16 protein-coding genes and 2 pseudogenes are annotated in these 19,271 nt (G+C 28.8%); all 18 read left to right on the forward strand.

Features of this window, described 5'->3' with window-relative positions; translation table 11 throughout:
• The first annotated feature begins 14 nt into the window (after nucleotides 1-14).
• The 18 genes and pseudogenes from ACVEGE_RS16235 (at nucleotide 15) to ACVEGE_RS16320 (ending at nucleotide 18,949) form a co-directional block, all read left to right on the forward strand.
• The gene (locus tag ACVEGE_RS16235) at nucleotides 15-1,526 is read left to right on the forward strand and encodes a hypothetical protein (protein ID WP_192501611.1); all 1,512 of its coding nucleotides are present in this window, start codon (nucleotides 15-17) and stop codon (nucleotides 1,524-1,526) included.
• Between the two features lie 202 nt (nucleotides 1,527-1,728).
• A complete protein-coding gene (locus ACVEGE_RS16240) occupies nucleotides 1,729-2,112 on the forward strand; it encodes a helix-turn-helix domain-containing protein (protein WP_192502009.1) in 384 nt (127 codons plus the stop codon).
• 23 nt (nucleotides 2,113-2,135) lie between these two features.
• Complete coding sequence (locus tag ACVEGE_RS16245; protein ID WP_458008648.1) at nucleotides 2,136-2,975, forward strand: IS3 family transposase; 840 nt, start codon at nucleotides 2,136-2,138, stop codon at nucleotides 2,973-2,975.
• A gap of 149 nt (nucleotides 2,976-3,124) precedes the next feature.
• A complete protein-coding gene (locus ACVEGE_RS16250) occupies nucleotides 3,125-3,736 on the forward strand; it encodes a hypothetical protein (protein WP_192502053.1) in 612 nt (203 codons plus the stop codon).
• 359 nt (nucleotides 3,737-4,095) lie between these two features.
• A complete protein-coding gene (locus ACVEGE_RS16255; RefSeq protein WP_217424442.1) occupies nucleotides 4,096-4,785 on the forward strand; it encodes a DUF4349 domain-containing protein in 690 nt (229 codons plus the stop codon).
• Between the two features lie 1,177 nt (nucleotides 4,786-5,962).
• Nucleotides 5,963-6,634 (forward strand): hypothetical protein, encoded by a 672-nt coding sequence (locus tag ACVEGE_RS16260; protein WP_173857499.1) that lies wholly within the window; start codon nucleotides 5,963-5,965, stop codon nucleotides 6,632-6,634.
• Between the two features lie 280 nt (nucleotides 6,635-6,914).
• On the forward strand, nucleotides 6,915-8,264 hold the full coding sequence (locus ACVEGE_RS16265; protein WP_458008575.1) for an erythromycin esterase family protein: 1,350 nt from the start codon (nucleotides 6,915-6,917) through the stop codon (nucleotides 8,262-8,264).
• A gap of 176 nt (nucleotides 8,265-8,440) precedes the next feature.
• On the forward strand, nucleotides 8,441-8,932 hold the full coding sequence (locus ACVEGE_RS16270) for a hypothetical protein (RefSeq protein ID WP_173857496.1): 492 nt from the start codon (nucleotides 8,441-8,443) through the stop codon (nucleotides 8,930-8,932).
• Nucleotides 8,933-9,130: 198 nt separating this feature from the next.
• Entirely contained in the window at nucleotides 9,131-9,853 is a 723-nt protein-coding gene (locus ACVEGE_RS16275; protein WP_192501649.1) for a DUF3667 domain-containing protein, read from the forward strand.
• A gap of 192 nt (nucleotides 9,854-10,045) precedes the next feature.
• A complete protein-coding gene (locus tag ACVEGE_RS16280) occupies nucleotides 10,046-10,546 on the forward strand; it encodes a hypothetical protein (protein WP_192501648.1) in 501 nt (166 codons plus the stop codon).
• A 484-nt stretch (nucleotides 10,547-11,030) separates the two neighbouring features.
• A pseudogene (locus ACVEGE_RS16285) lies at nucleotides 11,031-11,882 on the forward strand (IS30 family transposase); the annotation flags it as partial.
• Between the two features lie 80 nt (nucleotides 11,883-11,962).
• Complete coding sequence (locus ACVEGE_RS16290; RefSeq protein WP_192501455.1) at nucleotides 11,963-13,183, forward strand: IS4 family transposase; 1,221 nt, start codon at nucleotides 11,963-11,965, stop codon at nucleotides 13,181-13,183.
• 144 nt (nucleotides 13,184-13,327) lie between these two features.
• Nucleotides 13,328-13,456 (forward strand): annotated as a pseudogene (locus tag ACVEGE_RS16295) (IS30 family transposase); the annotation flags it as partial.
• 153 nt (nucleotides 13,457-13,609) lie between these two features.
• Nucleotides 13,610-14,437: an alpha/beta hydrolase family protein gene (locus ACVEGE_RS16300; RefSeq protein WP_192501646.1), complete on the forward strand. Its 828-nt coding sequence runs from the start codon at nucleotides 13,610-13,612 to the stop codon at nucleotides 14,435-14,437.
• Nucleotides 14,438-14,599: 162 nt separating this feature from the next.
• A complete protein-coding gene (locus tag ACVEGE_RS16305; protein ID WP_192501645.1) occupies nucleotides 14,600-15,520 on the forward strand; it encodes a DUF4240 domain-containing protein in 921 nt (306 codons plus the stop codon).
• Nucleotides 15,521-15,754: 234 nt separating this feature from the next.
• The gene (locus ACVEGE_RS16310) at nucleotides 15,755-16,552 is read left to right on the forward strand and encodes a helix-turn-helix domain-containing protein (RefSeq protein ID WP_192501644.1); all 798 of its coding nucleotides are present in this window, start codon (nucleotides 15,755-15,757) and stop codon (nucleotides 16,550-16,552) included.
• Between the two features lie 79 nt (nucleotides 16,553-16,631).
• The gene (locus ACVEGE_RS16315; RefSeq protein WP_192501643.1) at nucleotides 16,632-18,230 is read left to right on the forward strand and encodes a S41 family peptidase; all 1,599 of its coding nucleotides are present in this window, start codon (nucleotides 16,632-16,634) and stop codon (nucleotides 18,228-18,230) included.
• Nucleotides 18,231-18,514: 284 nt separating this feature from the next.
• Complete coding sequence (locus ACVEGE_RS16320; protein ID WP_192501642.1) at nucleotides 18,515-18,949, forward strand: hypothetical protein; 435 nt, start codon at nucleotides 18,515-18,517, stop codon at nucleotides 18,947-18,949.
• Nucleotides 18,950-19,271: the final 322 nt, after the last annotated feature.

The raw sequence follows: 19,271 nt of genomic DNA on the forward strand, positions 1-19,271 counted from the left end.
CTTAAAATCAGTTTATGAGAATAATTGAAATAAAACCATATGAAAAGTTAGAAAGTCAGCGTTTTCAAGAAGAAGTTACATTGGTAATATTAAAAAATAATTTTGACGGTCAAGATTTTATTGATGGAAGAATTACTTATGCAATTTCTGATTGTGATTTTAAAAAAGTAATAATTGAAAACTTTGAAGAAACTGATTTTAACGTTTCAATATCTTTATCAGGTTGCTATATTGAAAATATTCAGATTGAAAATATAGTTTCTAAAAAAATTGATTTGCATTTTTTTACTTGTTTATTTACTGGCAATATAAAAAACAATAATTTAAGAGGATTGTCAATAAACAATTGTCTAATAAATGGAGTTCTATTTGCAAGTAATTTAAATACAATAAGTATATCATTTACAGAAGAAAATGTTTTTCCGAGAATTTGGCTTAGATTAATTTCCAGATTAAAAATCGAAGATTTTAATGAAGTTATTAAACAATCTCAAAGTTATAATTTAGAGAACATTTCAAAAATAAATTTCTATACTCACAATATTGATAAAAAAAATACAGGCTTAAAAATCGACCGACAAAGTGGAATAGAAGATTATAAAATAAAATATTTTTTAACTGAAGAAAATAAAAAGAAATTTTCTATTAATTTAAGCGTAAAATATTCAATTGATTTTCAAGATGACTATACAAAAATAAACAATTCGTATTTATATTCACTCTATTTAAATGGAACTCCTAAAGGCCCAATAACCGTAGAAAATGCACTAGTTCAAAGACTATATATTCACAATTTAATTCCAAAAAGTGAATTGACATTTTATAATATTAGACCGCTTTTAAATTTAAAAAAATTAGCTAAAATTGAAATCCATAAAAGTAATTTAAAAAATACTTGGTTTGATAATTTTGATTTTTCTAAATATTCAACTATTTCCTTTTTTAGAACAAGATTTAGTGAAACCAGTTTTACATCTTGTAACTTCCCAAAAGATAGTATAAGTTTTGAAAACTTTAAATCATTAGAAAACGTACATTATCCTGAAAATCTTAAGGAAAGTTTCTATAAAGACCAATATGAAACCTTCTTACAATTAAAAAATGCGTTAGAAAAAACAGGAAATATTTATGAAGCACAAAAACTTCAAGCAATCTCTTTCGAAGCATTAAGAAAAATAAAAGACATTTCTGGTTGGGATAAATCAATTCTTTACTTAAATGATTTTTCAAATGGTCACGGTTTATCAATTGGAAAACCCTTAAAATGGTTTTTACTATCTTCTATTTTTATGTATTTAAGCTACTTATATAGTTTGAATCGAATTTTTAACTACAACGATATCGATTTAAATCTAATTGGATATTATTTTTCTTTTATTGATTTAACACATAGAAGTGATTTTTTAGTAGATAAAGATAAGTTTAACGTGATGTCTATGACTATTGATTTTCTAAATAAAGTAGTGATTGGATACTTTATATATCAGTTTATTGCATCATTCAGAAAATACGGTAAAGGAAAATAACTACTTCTGCCAACAGCGGTTTGCATAAATGGCGAGATATGTGGTAAATTCACGTTTATCTTTCGCAAGAAATTTTATCTTAGCCGAAAATAATCGGTCACGAAGTTCGCCACTTCTGCAAGCCGCGAAACGTTATGCACAATCTTAAAAAATGACAAATCCTGAAATAGGTTGACTAAAAATTAAACACTTTTAGTAAACTATGGAACCCACAAAAAACGGACACTGTCCAAAAATTGAGTACAAAAAAATTGGTTTTGACCTAAAACTTTCCATCATTGACCAAATTTCAAACGGTCAAATTTCGGTAAATCACGCTTCCAAATTACATGGAATTTCTCGCTCTTCAATAACCTATTGGATGAAAAAATTGCGTTCCTTTGAACAAAATTCTAAAGCCATGAGTAAAAACGAGGAAATCAAAAAACTCAAAGAACGAATCGAAGAACTTGAGTTCATCAAAGACTTTCAACAAATGATAATTGCTGATTTTGAAGTAAGCACTAATCTTGATTTTGCAAAAAAGTCATTACCCGAAGCATTACTAAAAGAAGTGGAGAAAAAAAAGAAAGACCTTTTAAAATAAAATGGTTCTCCCAATGCTTCGGAATAAGCAAACAGGCTTATTACAAACGAATGAACAAACAAAAAACAGAAGATTTACAGGCTGTAAAGATCAAAGAACTCATAACACCTATCCGTCAAAAAATGGTACGATATGGAGGTAAAAAACTACACTTGGATATCAAAGATGACTTTCTAAAAAATGATATAAAAATGGGTAGAGATAAGTTTATTCACTTTTTAAAATATCATAATTTATTAATCAAAAAAACAAAGCTTTATCATATAACAACTGACTCTAAACATGGGTTTTACAAGTCAGACGACTTACTTAAAGACCTTGAAATAAAACACGCAGAACAAGTCTTTGTTAGCGATATAACCTATATTAAATTAGCTTCACAACATGCCTATTTAGCCCTGGTTACTGACGTTTATTCCAAGAAAATAATGGGATACAAAATTGATACAAATATGAAAGTTCAACTTGTCAAAGACGCAATGCAAATGGCTGTTAAAAACAGACTTTATAAAAATGAAAATCTAATCCATCATTCCGACAGAGGTATACAATATTGCTGTCCGGACTTTGCTGAATTTGCCAAATCAAAGAACATTATTTTAAGTACAACTCAAAATTCAAGCCCTTACGAAAATGCAGTAGCCGAAAGAATAAACGGAATTTTAAAACATGAATTTGGACTAAATAAAACAATTCCAAATTTAAAAACAGCACAAAAAATGGTGAAACAAGCTATAGAAATTTACAATAATGAGCGTAGACATTGCTCTCTTGAAATGAAAACACCACAATATGCACATAAAAATCAAACCCATCAATACAAGCCTTATAAAAAGAAAAAAAATACTAATTTAGTTGCGTAGGAATGTTGACAAGTTTGGAAAAAAATCCTTTCAAAGATTTTTTCTAAACTTATCAATATTCCGACTACAATCACCTATTTTTGAAATTATACATTAACAAAAAAAGGTCAACCTATATCAGGACAAGACAAAACCGAACTGATAAACAAATGAAAAAAAAGATTAAATACTCAATATTTTTGCATTGGATGACATTTTTATGTTTGTGTCTGCCCTTTTTTTACACTGGCTGTAAAAAAGCAGAAGCACCTGCAGAAGAAACAGTACAGATTGATACGACAAGTGTAACCACTGAGTTAACTAATACATTAAAAATAGATAGTTTAGTTATAGATAAGGAACATAAATCAATTGTAAATGAAGAATCAAAGCCTGAGGAAAAAGAAAAAACACTTTCACAAACACTTTCCAAAAAATACACTTTTCTGCAACCTATTCTTGTTTCAAAAGAAAATACATTTTCAGGATTTGCAATGATAATAGATTCCGTAAGTTATATTACCATTTTTAGTATCTTCATATATTTCTTATTGTCAATTTTAAGTTTGACAATAAAATACCTTGATGCCAACGCAATTAAAATTATTGTTCTTTTAGATGCTTTAGCATTACTCTTTTTAATCATTTCAGAACCAATTGGAATTTTTAACGACAGACTTTGGGGGTTATGGATTGCGATTATTTTATTTTCGACTGTAACAATTCTTGATATTTATATTTTGACAAAATATCATCAGAATAAAAGAAAAGACTGTGCATAACAGCGGTTTGCAAAAATGGCGAAATATGTGGTAAATTCACGTTTATCTTTCGCAAGAAATTTTATCTTAGCCGAAAAATCTCGGTCACGAAGTTCGCCACTTCCGCAAGCCGCGAGACGTTGGCTGTAATGCCCGAAAACCGAATAAAAAATAAACAATTTGACAATATGAATACAAATTTTAAAACACGATTTTGGAAAACAAGTAAATGGTTTGGTGGAATATTTATTTTACTTTTTGCGTTTAGACTACTTTATGGTTTTGTGGCAACTGACAACAATAATGGAAACGATTACAGCGACAACTTTTTTAGTAGTATTGACAATTTGAGAAAAAACTATGCTTCTGAAAAAATTGCTATGAAAGGCGATGTTCAAGTTTCCTCTAATGTTGCTTCTAATCAAAAGTTTGAAAAAACAGCATCAATTAAAACAAAAACTTCTGAATTTGAAAAAGATGAAAAGACACTTAAAGCAAATGCAAAAAAATATAATTCTGTTATTCAATATGAACAGAACCTTGGACAAAAGGGAAATAGACAAATTCATCTACTAATTGGTGTAAATCCAATTCTTTTTGACAGCTTATATATTGACCTTCAAAAGATAGGTGTTATAAAAGCAACTGAAATTACAAAAGTTGATAAAACAAACGAATATAGGCAACTAAATGCAAAGAAAACCTCTATTGAAAAAACTCTACAAAACTTAAACGACCTAAAATCAAAAGGTGGACAAATTGCAGATTTTGTAGCATTAAACGACAAAATTTTAGAAATTGAAGAAAAAGCTCAAGAACTTGGCGTCGAACTTGGCAACTTTGACACAGAAAATGAGTTTTGTACGGTTAAACTTTCTATGTACGAAGGTGCTACAGAAAAAAATATAAGTTTTATTCACAGGGTAAAAGTTGCTTTAGAATGGACAATTAAATATTTTGCAATTTTTGTGTTCAGTTTGTTTGGACTTTCGCTTACAGTTTTTGTGCTTTTACTAATAGTGGATAAAACAAAAATATTAAATGCAATAACAAGTAAAATAAACGAATAACGAACCGAAGAAAATAATGCACTACAGCTAACAGCGGTTTGCAAAAATGGCGAAATATGTGGTAAATTCACGTTTATCTTTCGCAAGAAATTTTATCTTAGCCGAAAATAATCAGTCACGAATTTCGCCACTTCTGCAAGCCGCAACACGTTGTAATATATTTTAGCGCCGAATTTTGCGGTGAAAAATTCCTTGCTTATCTCCTACTAAGAAAATAATCTGCAATCCAAAAAGTTGTCGTTTATCAAAGAAAATTTGAAAAGTTTTATGTGAAATAGATTTTGGCGAAATCTTTAAGCAGAAAGTAATTTGGATAAATTGAAGTTATGCAGTTTGCGTCGAAATAGATTTTAGTAAAATCGTTAAGCCGAAAGTATTTTGGTTAAATTAAAGTGATGCAGTTTGCGTCGAAACAAATTTTGTTGAAATCATGTAAGTAGAAAATAATTAGCTTTAATGAAAATGATGCAGTTTGTGGCGAAAAGTATTGTGCCTAAAAATTGAATAACGAGGAATTTTTGTGCTGATAAAAACATATTACAACACTGGTTTAGCATGATGGGGAATTTAGTGGAATTTCCGTTTTTTTTCATATATTCGTACAGCCAAAAATAATCTGCTTAAAAGTTCCCCACCAAGCTAAGCCAGGAACCGTTAGCACCAATACTATGACTGTAAAATCCTGAAATAGGTTGACAAAAAATTAAACACTTTTAGCAACTTATGGCACTAACAAAAAAACAACAACACAAATACAAATCCTATAGAAAAATAAAAAAACCAACTTTAAGTGCGTAAGGAATGTTGGTAACTTTTTTAAAACCCGAAGGGAATTTTTTAAAAAAAGTTATCAATATTCCGATTACAAAACACTATTTTTGAATATCAATTTGACAACAAAAATTGTCAACCTATATTAGGAAAAGACACTTTACAAGAATTTCAAACTGGTATTCCTGTTACAGAAGGTACAAGCCCACAACAAATCTTTAGCGATTTAGCTTGGGGAGGATTAAATGGGACTCCCGTATTTGATGCAACGTATCCAGTAGGAAATCCAAATAGACAAAGGATAATCAATAGAGCCGCATGTGAACAAAATGGAACAGTAATAGGTGCAGGAACACCAAACGAACAAACACCAACAGGTAACCCTTGTAACTAAATTATAGTAATTATGAAATATTTAATTTATACATTATTAATTGCAATCTTTACTTCTTGCACATCCCAAAAAAAAACTCCGAAAATAAAAGAAACTCAACCATTGACACAATTACAATCATTAGTTGACACCTTAACCATAGAAGAAAAAAACATTGTAAATGATTTTTTAGATATAGAACTAGCATCTGAAAGATACAAAAGTTATAATAACCTTGAAATTATTATGATTGAAGATGCGGGTAATGGTATTGAAAACCTTTTGGCTTATGAGTATGCATATAGAGATTTTCATAGTGACGGAAACGAGGCAACAGCAGAGGATAACCAAAGACTTGGTTGGATTCTTGACTCTATACAAATCAAAGAATTAAAAAATAAATATAGTGATAAAAAGGAGTATCATTGGAAGAGTTCTGATATAAGAAACTTTAAAGTTAATATAATGAAAAATGATACATTAAGAAACTATTTAAAAAAAGATAGATTTATTGAGCTTTCTGAAAAATTAGTTTTATTTATAAAAAAACCTATAATAATTGACGAAAACAATGCTTTTATAAGTATTACTGCTAGAAAAGGTTTTTTATTTGGAAGTGTATTTAATAATTACACTACTTTGATGAAGAAAACTAATAGAAAATGGAAAACAGGAGCAAGTTACTGGGATGGAAGTATTGAATAATATGCGAATATGCTTATGAGTAAATTGTGAAGTCAAAATAAAATTGATGATTGTAGACATTTTCGCAAAAATATTATGTCAATTATACTACTAATAATAATAATAAATAATTAACGGGAACAAATAGACATTTAGAATGCTTTTATACACTATAAAGGCTTACTGTAACCGCCATTTTGAGCAAGCTGGAATTTAGTGGAATTATCGTTCCGCATCAAGTTTTCGTTAAGCCGAAAAATTAGCGGTTACGAACTTCCAGCCATCTCAAAGTGGTAAAACGTTGTACGATATATTACCCAAAATGGGAGAATTCAATAACCTAACGCAACAAATGAGAATTTTTATTTTAGCCATTACATATTTTATATCATTTCAAACATACGCCCAAGATGATAAAGCTGTTAATTGGATTAATGAAAATGCAATTAAAATTGAAGATGCAGATCCAAATACGAACCTTACGATATTCAACAATAACCTTCCGCAAAAGTTTGCTGATGCAAAAATATTCGGATTCGGAGAAACTACTCATCAAGGTAAAGAATTTTTCGACATAAAAACAAAATTCTTCAAATATTTGGTTGAAAATCAAGATGTAAAAGTGTTTATTATTGAGGATTCATACACTTCAGAAGCAGGTATCAATGAATGGATTAGTGGTGGAAAAGGAAACGCTGAAACTATTGTTAACAATTTTAGCATCGGATTTTGGTATTGCAAAGAAGTAGTAAACCTTTTGGAATGGATGAGAAGTTACAATTTAAATAAACCAAAAGACGAACAAATTAAGTTTTATGGTATGGATATTCAAAATGTAAAAAATATTAATCAAGAAATACGTGATTTAGTTAAAAATTATAATATCCCTATCCCTGAAGAACTTCTTTTAATAGCGGATAAATGTGTAGAAAAAAAAGTTGAATATATGAAACAAAATAATTGGGCAGATACTCAAATTCCAAAGCTAATTGAAATCGAAAGTATTTTAGTAGATTTTAAAAAAAATATTAAAAATGAGAATAGTGTTGAGTTCAATTCTGCAATTAGAGCTTTAGATTATTTAATAAAATATACCTACTATGTACAAAACTATTATAGTCAAGATAGAGATTTAAAGATGTTCGAAAATGCTAAATGGATAGTAGAAAATAAATCAAAAAACGGGAAAGCTTTTATTTGGGCTCATAACGAGCACATTAATAATAAAGGATTTGGAAATTATAGTAACCGAAACATTTATAATTTCGGACGACATATGAAAGAATATTTTAAAAATGATTATTATAGTGTTGGGTTTGATTTTGGCACAGGTACACAAGCAGGTTATTTCTCTAATACAAACGAAAAACCCAGTTGGAAAAAAGTTGAATTAAATAAACCATTTGCAAAAACTTATGCCGAAACACTTATTGATACAAAGGACGAAATTTACTTTATTGATATCTATAAAGCCTTAAATGGTAGTTCATCAAATTTCTTCAAAAAGAAAACAGAACAAATAGTTGCAGGTGGTGGTGGTTTCAATCCAAAAAATAATCATTTGTATCAAAAAAAGTTTTCGGAAATGTACGATGGATTAATCTTTGTAAAAAATATTACACTTCCGACTAATAACTTGATTTCGAAATAAACGTTTTACAACAGCCGTTACACGAGATTTGGGCATTTGGCTGCATTTAAAAATGGTTTTGTACTTGTAAAATTTGTGCATAATGGAAAAATCTCGCATCTATAATCCCAAACCTCTTGTAGCGCCAAGACGTTGGTGGCAATTATCTCGCAGATACCGAAAAATAAGACAAATAAATGAAATCTAAAATAAAAATAACTTCCTTTTTGCTTGTTCTAATTATAAATTTTCTTGTGGGAATTTTATTTTGGACAATTTTCATAAAAGCAGGTAATCGAATATTTGAATATGGATTTTGGACTTACAAACCGTTTATTTTATTTCTCATAATTTTCCTTGAAATATTTGCTTTAAGCTTAGTTTTTCAACTAAAAAGAATAATAATTGAAAAAGATAAAGTCATTTTTAAAAACTTAATATTCCCATTTCTGAAAACAGAAAGATTATTTACTTATTATGACTTTTCAAAAATTGTAGACCAATATTCTAAATCAGGTTATCACGAATCTTTGTGGTTATTTAAAAACGGAAAATTAGAAAATCAAATCTCTAGTTTTTATTATTCAAATTATACAAAACTCAAATTTGAAATGAAAGTCCAACATAAAGGAAAATTAAAAATAAATAGTTTTAAACAAATATATTATAAACTTGGTAGAAAATTATAACTGCCACCAACAGCGGTTTGCAAAATTGGCGAAATATGTGGTAAATTCACGTTTATCTTTCGCAAGAAATTTTATCTTAACCGAAAATAATCAGTCACGAAGTTCGCAACTGAAATAAAGCCACGAAACGTTAGTAGCAATTTTACCGAAGCGACGGAAAATATAAAAATTGACAAATTTTAAAAAATAATAAATAAAATGAATTGTAAAAATTGTAAGACAGAAATAAATTCAAAATTTTGTCCAGAATGTGGAAAACCGACAATACTAAAACGAATTGACGGACATTATATAATTCACGAAATTGAACACATATTGCATTTTGAACGTGGAATTTTTTATACAATTAAAGAACTTTTTATAAAACCTGGTCAGAATATAAGTAATTACCTCTCTGAAGATAGAAATAGACTTGTAAAACCAATTATTTTTATAATTATAACATCATTAATTTACACTCTTATTATCAACTTTTTTCACATACAAGCTCAATATGTAACATTTAAAAGTGATGGCGATGAATTAAACACGCCAATGAAAATTTTCAGTTGGGTACAAGGACACTACGGTTATGCAAATATTATTATAGGAATCTTTATTGCATTTTGGACAAAAATCTTCTTCAAAAAATATGATTTTAACTTTTTTGAAATCTTAATATTAATTTGCTTTGTTATAGGTATTTCTATGTTGATTTTCTCAGTATTTGCTCTAATTGCAGGATTGACAAACCTAAACATATCACAAATAGGTGGAATTTTAGGAGTGATTTACTGTACTTGGGCAATCGGACAATTCTTTGGAAAAAACAAAGCAATAAATTATATAAAAGCTTTCTCAGCTTATATTTTAGGAATGATATCTTTTACGGCTTTAGCATTATTTTTAGGTATATTAATTGACTTAGTAATCAAACATTAGAAATTGACAAGTAAAAGAAACTGAAAAATAAAAACTGCCACTAACAGCGGTTTGTAAAAATGGCGAAATATGGATAAATTCACATTTATCTTTCGCAAGAAATTTTATCTTAACCGAAAATAATCGGTCACGAAGTTCGCCACCATTGTAAAGCCGCATCACGTTAGCGGTCAGTTGAAAAAAAATGTAGAAATGAAAAAAAAGTGTTTAAATATTGTAGCTTTTGTTTTTCTAACTCTTTTGAGTTGTGAAAAAAAACATGCAATTATTCCAAATACTTTTGAATATAAATGGTATTCGTTAAATGGAAATTTAACAATCAAATCGAACAATACATTTGAGTACAGTCGTTCTGCTTGTGTTTCACATTCAATATCGAAAGGAAAGTGGAAAATTAATAATGACACTTTAGTTTTAAATAGTTTTGAACCTAAAGGATGTTATTATATCGAAAGTTTTATACTTAAACCTCCTCCACCTCCAAAAGATACGATTGCAAAAGATAATTATAAAATTAAAGAGATTATAAAAGACTGTATACCAAATATTGGCTATATAATTTTCACAAACGAAAAATTCTACATTAAAGATTCATTATTAGTATCGAAATCATTTCCTTATTTATATGATGGTAGTACAAAACTTAATAATTTATATAATTTTCAAAAAACAGCTTATTATAAATATAATTAATTAACATTAGTTATTTATGGAGAAAAAATTTAAGTGAAATAGAAAAGTGCAAATTTTGAAAACTAAAACGCAAAACCAAACTAAATCGAAAATTGGCATTGATAAACTTTATAAATAAACAACCGAACCGCGAACAGCGGTTTGCATAAATGGCGAAATATGTGGTAAAATCACGTTTATCTTTCGCAAGAAAATTTATCTTAGCCGAAAATAATCGGTCACTAAGTTCGCAACTGAAATAAAGCCACGAGACGTTGGCAGATATATTATGAAAAAACTACGAAGAACTTTAATTTTACTGATATTAACACAATTCAGTTTTGGTCAAAATTTTAACATCTTAGATTCAAGTGATAAATGCAACACTCCTTATTTGTTTAAATAAAGCCTACTGATAAGTCTTGAAGATCTAGATCTTCAAGACTTATCAGTAGGCTACGAAAAAAATTTCTCTTATTTTTGGGTTACTAAGCACAAAAAAAAGATGTCACATTTAACGATTGAACAAAGATACGAAATTGCTACACTTCGTTCACAAGGATTTTCAATGAGTAAAATTGGAGAGGTTATAGGTAGAGATAAATCTGTAATTTCAAGAGAGCTATCCAGAAATTCCGATCAAAGAAATAAAGTTTATAAAGCTAAATTAGCCCAAAGTAAAGCCAGTATTCGACAGCATGAAAAAGCTAAGAAAATACGCTTTACTGAACAGATAAAAGCACATGTTATTCATCTTTTAGAAGAAGATTTCAGTCCTGAACAAATAGTAGGATATTGCAGTGATAAAAACTTTGAATGTGTTTCGATTGAAACAATTTATCAATTCATTTGGAGCGACAAAAAGAAAGGCGGACAACATTATAAGCACCTACGCACAAAAGGAAAGCGATATGCTAAAAGAGGGGCTTTAAAAGGCTCAAGAGGTATTATTAAAGATAGAGTTGGTATTGAAAACAGGCCGTTGGTTGTAGAAGAAAAGCAAAGAATTGGGGATTTAGAAATTGATTTGGTAATAGGTAAAAATCACAAAGGAGCTTTGTTAACAATAAATGATAGAGCATCAGGTGTGCTTAAAATGGCTAAAATAAACAGTAAGGAATCACAAGAAATTCAGGAGAAATTAATTGAATTATTAATGGATTGGAAACCCATTTTGCACACCATCACATCTGATAATGGGAAAGAGTTTGCAAACCATAAAAAAGTATCTGAAATACTAGAAATCTCATACTTTTTTGCCAACCCATATTGTAGTTGGGAAAGAGGTGCTAATGAAAATTTAAATGGTCTAGTAAGACAATATTTTCCAAAAAAATATAACTTTGATTTAATAACATTGTTGTCCGATAAAAAAAGAAGCCAAATTAATGGCTTCTTAAAATAATCGTAATTTAGAGTTGCAAAATTCAAATAACGATGGGTAAAAATAAGTATTTTTCGACTAAGTCTGTTTTCGGACAGCTAATTTCTTTAATAGATGACTCCATGATTCAGAAAGCTGTTGAGAAATATAATTCAGACCGATATGTAAAACGTTTCAAGAGTCAAGATCATCTATTTAGTATGATATTTTGTTGCATAGAAAAGTGCAACTCTTTACGAGAAGTATCTGGAGGAATGCTTGGTTTGTCAGGTAAGGAAGAAACTGTTAGAATCAACTCTCTTCCCAAAAAGAGTACTTTGGCGGATGCCAACAAGGGACGTAAGGTTGAGTTTTTTGAAGAAATTTATACCAATTTACTTCAGAAATATAGCTTCGTTTTATCGGACAGTCGAATTAAAGAAGCTTTGAAGAAGAATGTTAAGATTGTAGATAGCACCACAATAAGCTTGTTTAAAGATATATTAAAATGTGTTGGTAGAAAGTCTGTTGACGGAAAAAGTAAAGGAGGAATTAAATCGCATAGTGTGATAAATGCCGATGAAAAAGTACCAAGTTTAGTTTGGTTCACATCAGCCATAACGCATGATCATCAGTTTTTGAAAAGACTAAAATGCGATGAACATACCGTTTATATATTCGATAAAGGATACAATGATTACAAAGCTTTTGAGCATTTTACAGCTCAAAAAACAGGTTTTGTAACGAGAATAAAAGAGAATGCAAAATATGAAGTAACACAAACAAATGACATTCCAAGGAACATTCACTGCGGTGTTTTATCGGACGAAATAATTGAAGTTGAAGTCAATAAGGAAGGCGTAAAAACCAAATTGAAATTAAGGAAAATAATGTACTATGACAGAGAACACAAAAGAAGATTTGAGTTTATTAGTAATTTGTTTGACTTTAGAGCAGACACAATAGCTGCACTTTATAAAATACGTTGGCAAATAGAGCTTTTGTTCAAACAAATCAAGCAAAATTTTCCTCTAAAATATTTTTTAGGAGACAATGAAAACGCTATTAAAATCCAAATTTACTGTGTTCTAATAGTAAATCTATTGCTAGGCGTGATAAAGAAAAGCTTGAAACGACAATGGTCTTTCTCGAATTTAATTAGTTTTTGTAGAATTCATTTATTCAATTACATTCACCTAACTAAATTCTTAGAAAGTCCTGAAAAAGACTGGGAATTAGATCATATAAAAGATGGTCAAATAGGTTTATTTGATGATTATTTAGCAACTGGATAAAATTCGATATAACAAACCAAAAATTATATTTTTTAGTACATCGAATTCTCAAGATAGTACTCGAAAACAAGCTGAACTAGGTTAAAACCTCGTCAAGCCTTGCAAAATAAAGAAAAAATAACTTTCAAATTATTTTTACCGGACAACAATGATTTAATAACAGAAGAAGAGGTTTTAAGAGTAACAAATAAATTAAATAACAGACCCAGAAAAAGATTTGGTTTTAAAAGTCCAAATGAAATTTTTGAGCAAAAACTTAAACAATGTGCATGAGGTTGCATTTGTTAATTGAATCCACCCATCATAAACAATGAAGCAATATTATTTAGTTTAAAAGAAAAAAAAGACATAATAAACTTCATAGTAATTGATACAAAACTTGATGAAAAAAAACCAATTTTTTTATTTTGTCAAGGGTCATTACCAATGCCTTTATTTATTAAACCTGAAAAAGAGCAAATGTGGATGTTTGGAGGCGGAATTACAAATTTTGATATAAATGAAATACGCAGAAACTATCATTTAATCGTAATTTCTATGCCAAAAACACCAGTAATAGTAGACGAAAAAAACTTAAATAAATCATATTGCTTTATTCCAAACTCAAATGAAACTAATGAATTTTCAAAAGAATATGTAAAAGCTGATTATTTAGAAAATTATAAAGATAGAGCTAACAAAGTATTAAGCTTTTTAAGAAACCAAAAATGGGTTGACAATTCAAAACTCATTGTTGCAGGACATTCTCAAGGTTCAAAAGTAGCCACATTAATTTCATTAAAAAATAAAAATGTTACTCACTTAGGTCTATTTGGTTCAAACCCTTTTGGTAGAATTGACCAATTAATTCGTGAAGATAGAAAGTCCGCAGAAAACAAAAAAATTACTTGGATAGAAGCCGATAAAAGTATGGTAGATACATATCAAATGTATAGAGATTCTTATAATGAAGATACTTTAAAGAAAAATCCAAATTTATTAGCTTGGAAATCATTTTCAAGACCTTTAATAAACGATTGGTTGAAAATTAAAATACCAACATATTTAGCCTATGGGACAAATGACATTGCTTCTGATTTATGTGATTTAGTTCCTCTATTTTATATTCAAAATGCAAAAAATAATTTGACATATAAAAGATACTTAAATTTAGAACATAATTTTTACGAGGTAAATGATGACGGAAGAGCTGATTATGAAAAAGATCATTGGACAGAAGTAATGAATGAATTTATAAAATGGACGTTGAAATAAATACATCTGCTAACAGTGGTTTGCATAAATGGCGAAATATGTGATAAATTCACGCTTATCTTTCGCAAGAAATTTTTTTTTAGCCGAAAAATCTCGGTCACGAAGTTCGCAACCTCGCAAATCCGCAAAATGTTGGCTACAATTATACCGAAAACATTAAAAATGAACGAATTAGCTAAAATAGGGAAGGGGAAAACAATACTTATTTCCATAAGTATTTTGTTAGTTTCTATCCATACAATATATTTTTATCAATCTGTAAGACCTGAAATTGAATCTACAAAACTTGTTAGACAATTAATTAGTTTTCTATTTACAATTGGACTTTTAATAATGGTTTATAAGGGCAAAAAATGGGCAAAAATTACCTCAATAGGATTATTTTCTTTAGCTCTTTTAGTAGCGGTTATTAGTTTATTTACTTTAGAAGTACCTTTCATAAATAAAGTTCCTTTATTAGTTATGACTTTAGTTTATTCAATATCAATTTATCACTTTGGTTTTGCTAAAAGTTTTAAAGAATTTTTTAAATATCAAAATACGGAAACTGAAATTAAAGAACCTGTTCAAGATTCTAAACAATTAATGGAAGCCGAAAAATTTTGGAAAATTATTGAGATTTGCAAAACTAATAGCTTCGGAAATTATGAGAAACAACAATCTGAACTTTCAAAAGAACTAATTAAACTTACAGCTATTGAAGTTTTAGAATTTGACAATAAATTTAGAACTTTAAAAGGCGAAATTTATAATTGGGATTTTTGGGCGTCTGCATATATAATTAATGGGGGATGTTCTGATGATTGTTTCTCTGACTTTAGAGGTTGGCTAATTGGACAAGGAAAATCAATATTTGAAAGTGCAGTCCAAAATATTGAAAATCTTTCCGAACTTAGCGAAACAAATAATGGAGATTGGGAAGGTTTGAGTTATGTTCCGAACGATATTTATATAAAAAAGACAGGTAATAATATACCACAAGGAATTCAAGAAAACATTGAAATTTCAGGCGAAGAATGGGAAGAAGACGAAACATATTTAAAAAATAAATATCCGAAATTATGGTCGAAATTCGGAATGTGAAAAAATAACTGTGGCTAACATCCGTTACAAGATATTTGGGTTTTAGGCTTAATTTAAAGTTGCTTTTGTACTTGTAAAATTTGTGCATAATGGAAAAAACTCGCATTTTTATCCCAAACATATTGTAGCGCCAAAACGTTATATACCGTTTTGAAAAAACGCTCGTGCTAAAATAGGCAAACTAAAATCAACATTTTAAGTGTACAATAGACAGATTTAGGATCAATTAAACAAATGAAAACAAAGATATTTTGCCCAAAAAAACCTTTATTAAAAGAATTTATTCAATATTTCTTATTTATAACCAAAAGTGATAATGAGATTATAAGTCAGTTGTGTTATCCAAATACTAATCATTGCCTTAGTTTAATTAAAGGAGGAACAATGGTCGAATTAAATACGAATGAATACAGTATTTCTCCCTCAACAAAAAATAGTAGTTACTTAACAGGTATTTACAAACAGCCTATAAAGATAACCACAAAACATGCATATCAAGAGTTATGTATAAATTTTAACCCAATGGGTTTAGAGGCTATTTTTGGAGAGATACTTTCACAAAACATTTTTAAAAACAATGTACTGGATGAAAACAAAAATTGGACACCACTGTTTGAAATTGCATTTAGCAATAAGCCCTTGGAAATTATTCAAAACGAAATTGAGAGTTTTTTTATTTCAATTTTAAGAGATGAAATGATATCCAATAGTTTATTATTTAACGAAACAATGAAAGCAAATCAAATTGAGGAATTAAATGATTTATTGTGTAAAAGCTACCGTTCTACACATAGATACTTTGTAAATCAATTACAAACTACTCCAAAAGAATATTTACAAATACGTAAAGTCAGAGAAGCCATGCCTTTAATTTTAAAAAATATACCATTGATTGAAATAGCTTTTTTATTAAATTTTACAGACCAATCTCATTTTATCAAAACCTTTAAAAAATACACAAATAAAACTCCTTCTCAATTTAAACAAAGTAGTTGTCAGGTTGATAATACGCTAATTTGGGATTTGAAATAGCATTTGATAAGGTTGGCAGATTTTTACAATTTTCATTGTCTAAGGAAATATATTTTTGTACTTCACTAAAAATAATGAAATGAAAATAAATCTAAAGCTAATCGTAACTTTTGTTATATTACTGTCTTTTTTCAAGCTCAAAGCGCAAACCGCCCAATTACCAAAGGAGTTAGAAGGAACACCTAAACTAACCTATTCGCAAATGTTAGCCGACCACGATTCGTTAGTGTCTTACATAAGACAAGTAAGCCCTATTATTTACTTTAATAAGCAAGTTCGCGGTATTGACTTTAATAAGCATGCAAAAAAATTAAGAAAACAAATTACCAAAAAAACTACTTTGCCAGAATATTTACGGATAGTACTAAAAACCGTTAATTCTGCACAAGATGACCATACTAGTTTAATGTGGCCATATTTGTTAGATATCGCAAAAAAATATTGGTTAGCACCTAATGGAAACATAAAAGGTATTGACACTTTAGATATGAACCATCACTATAAATATTGGAATTATCTTCGAAGCAGTTCAACAGGTCCAAAGTTGAAATTAAATTTAGTTTACACTGATGGCGAATATCATAATTTATTACCGTTTGCATATAATGGTAAAAAATATCCTTACGGTCTAAAACTGCTAAAATGCAACAATGTAAGTGTACATAAAATAATAAACCATAAAGAAATGGAGCAGGTATTGCCGGCATTATCATGGGACAGAAAGTATAAACGTGTGTATAATGAAAGGTTTTATACGCTAGGCAAACTTTATAAAAAAGACACTTTACGGTTAACTTTTTCAGATAAAAACAACAACAAATATCAACTTAATATAGCCAAAAAAGACACGGTTAATTTTTTAGAAAAAAATAATAATAACTTTGGTTTCGATAGTTCTAACAATGTGGTTACGCACTATTTTGAAAAGGAACAAATTTTTTATGCCAAATTACCGCAAATGGAACCAGAGCTAGGAGATACCTTGGTTAAAAGATTTAAAGCAATTATAGATAAGCATTCTATAAAGTCTGTTGTATTGGATGTTAGGGGGAACGGTGGAGGAAGCGATGAGACTTATCAAAAATTTCTATCCAAAATATTAAAAGATACATTGAGCGTAAACTTAAGGCTTGGACGAGTTTTTAGCCCCTACAATTGCAAATATTTTGAAATAAATACAGACACCATAAATAAGGGTAAAAACTATTCTTTCACTCAAAACGGACCAAAATTAAAAAATGTTAAAATGTATTACATAAACGAAAAATTTGACTATGTAATTCCTGATAAAGAACCTTTTACATTCGATGGGAATGTTTATATATTACAGGATCGTTTTATATATTCATCAACCAGTAATTTGTCTAGTTTAGCCTTCAAAACCAATCGTTTAATTAGTATAGGAGAAATGCCTAATGCGTTAGGTGGGATACAAACAAGTGTTTCTTTACTTTACACACCTTACAGTAAAATATTTTTTAGAGTAGAACCGCAAATTGATTTTACAGATTGTAAAACAGTTGCTGATATTTTCCAAAACCAAGTAGAACATTTTATCACTTATTCTATTGATTTTTTGCATGATCGTACTACAACAAATGAAAATATATTTGGAAAAAACTTTTTGTTACAAAAAGACCCAATGTTTAAAAAGGTATTAGAGTTAGAACTTCAATAATAATGTTTAGATTTTAAAAAGAATGTTTGTTTACCTAAACCAAATCATGTATTGAACTACAAATAAAGTGACCAAAGGAAAAACGGCGTATAACAGCGTATTTGCAAAATGGCAGGATTGATGTTTAATTGAAAGATTGTTCCTGTTTAGGAATGATGGTTTTTTAATTTAAAGATTAGGATTTATTCCCCTGCCACTTCGCAAATACGCGAAACGCTATGCGTAATGTTTGCGCAAATAAGAGACTAAAAGAACTAAACCAAAAATAATTTACCAAAAGAAAAATGAAAAAAATACTTCTAAAAATCAATTTATTAACACTATTAACATTAGTCATTTCGTGTACAGAAAACGATGATAACTCTTCAAATGTGGATTTAATAATTGGAAAATGGGAATACTCAACTCAATATGAAAATGACATTCAATTTACGCAAAACGATTGTCAACCATCAACTATTGAGTTTACAAGTAACGGAAATAGAACCGACAAATATTATGATCAAAACCTAGCTAATGAATGTGTTTTAGTTGATAATGTTAATCTTACTTGGACAAAAATTAATAATAACACTTATCAATTCAATCAGAATGGAGATATTTATACCGAAAATGTAACATTTGAAAACGGTAACAATAAACTTATTTTAGAAAGTTCTGATGATGATGGAAATGGGAATGTTATAATTTATAAGTTTGTATATAATCGAATAAATTAATACTACGCACAACAGCAGTTTGCATAAATGGCGAAATATGTGGTAAATTCACGCTTATCTTTCGCAAGAAATTTTATCTTAACGGAAAATATGCGGTTACGAATTTTGCCAATTCTGCAAGCCGCGAGACGTTGTAATATATTTTATCGCCTGTGGGAGAATTCAATAACCTAGCGCAACAAATAGATAATTCACTTCAAAAAATTCACCAAGATGAACCGTATTTTAATTAGCCTCTATTTTATATTTTTTGTTTGCATGGGGTATGGACAAAAAATTAAAAAAAAAACAATTTTTTTAAACTTTACTGATTATAAATTTA

Source organism: Flavobacterium sp. PL002 (genome assembly GCF_054165825.1).

Excerpts from the sequence above, each read along its gene's own strand:
- ACVEGE_RS16300 (WP_192501646.1), top strand. The coding sequence starts at position 13,610 with ATGCCTTTATTTATTAAACCTGAAAAAGAGCAAATGTGGATGTTTGGA.
- ACVEGE_RS16260 (WP_173857499.1), top strand. The coding sequence starts at position 5,963 with ATGAAATATTTAATTTATACATTATTAATTGCAATCTTTACTTCTTGC.
- ACVEGE_RS16250 (WP_192502053.1), top strand. The coding sequence starts at position 3,125 with ATGAAAAAAAAGATTAAATACTCAATATTTTTGCATTGGATGACATTT.
- ACVEGE_RS16280 (WP_192501648.1), top strand. The coding sequence starts at position 10,046 with ATGAAAAAAAAGTGTTTAAATATTGTAGCTTTTGTTTTTCTAACTCTT.
- ACVEGE_RS16275 (WP_192501649.1), top strand. The coding sequence starts at position 9,131 with ATGAATTGTAAAAATTGTAAGACAGAAATAAATTCAAAATTTTGTCCA.
- ACVEGE_RS16270 (WP_173857496.1), top strand. The coding sequence starts at position 8,441 with ATGAAATCTAAAATAAAAATAACTTCCTTTTTGCTTGTTCTAATTATA.
- ACVEGE_RS16305 (WP_192501645.1), top strand. The coding sequence starts at position 14,600 with ATGAACGAATTAGCTAAAATAGGGAAGGGGAAAACAATACTTATTTCC.
- ACVEGE_RS16310 (WP_192501644.1), top strand. The coding sequence starts at position 15,755 with ATGAAAACAAAGATATTTTGCCCAAAAAAACCTTTATTAAAAGAATTT.
- ACVEGE_RS16255 (WP_217424442.1), top strand. The coding sequence starts at position 4,096 with ATGAAAGGCGATGTTCAAGTTTCCTCTAATGTTGCTTCTAATCAAAAG.
- ACVEGE_RS16240 (WP_192502009.1), top strand. The coding sequence starts at position 1,729 with ATGGAACCCACAAAAAACGGACACTGTCCAAAAATTGAGTACAAAAAA.
- ACVEGE_RS16290 (WP_192501455.1), top strand. The coding sequence starts at position 11,963 with ATGGGTAAAAATAAGTATTTTTCGACTAAGTCTGTTTTCGGACAGCTA.
- ACVEGE_RS16315 (WP_192501643.1), top strand. The coding sequence starts at position 16,632 with ATGAAAATAAATCTAAAGCTAATCGTAACTTTTGTTATATTACTGTCT.
- ACVEGE_RS16320 (WP_192501642.1), top strand. The coding sequence starts at position 18,515 with ATGAAAAAAATACTTCTAAAAATCAATTTATTAACACTATTAACATTA.
- ACVEGE_RS16235 (WP_192501611.1), top strand. The coding sequence starts at position 15 with ATGAGAATAATTGAAATAAAACCATATGAAAAGTTAGAAAGTCAGCGT.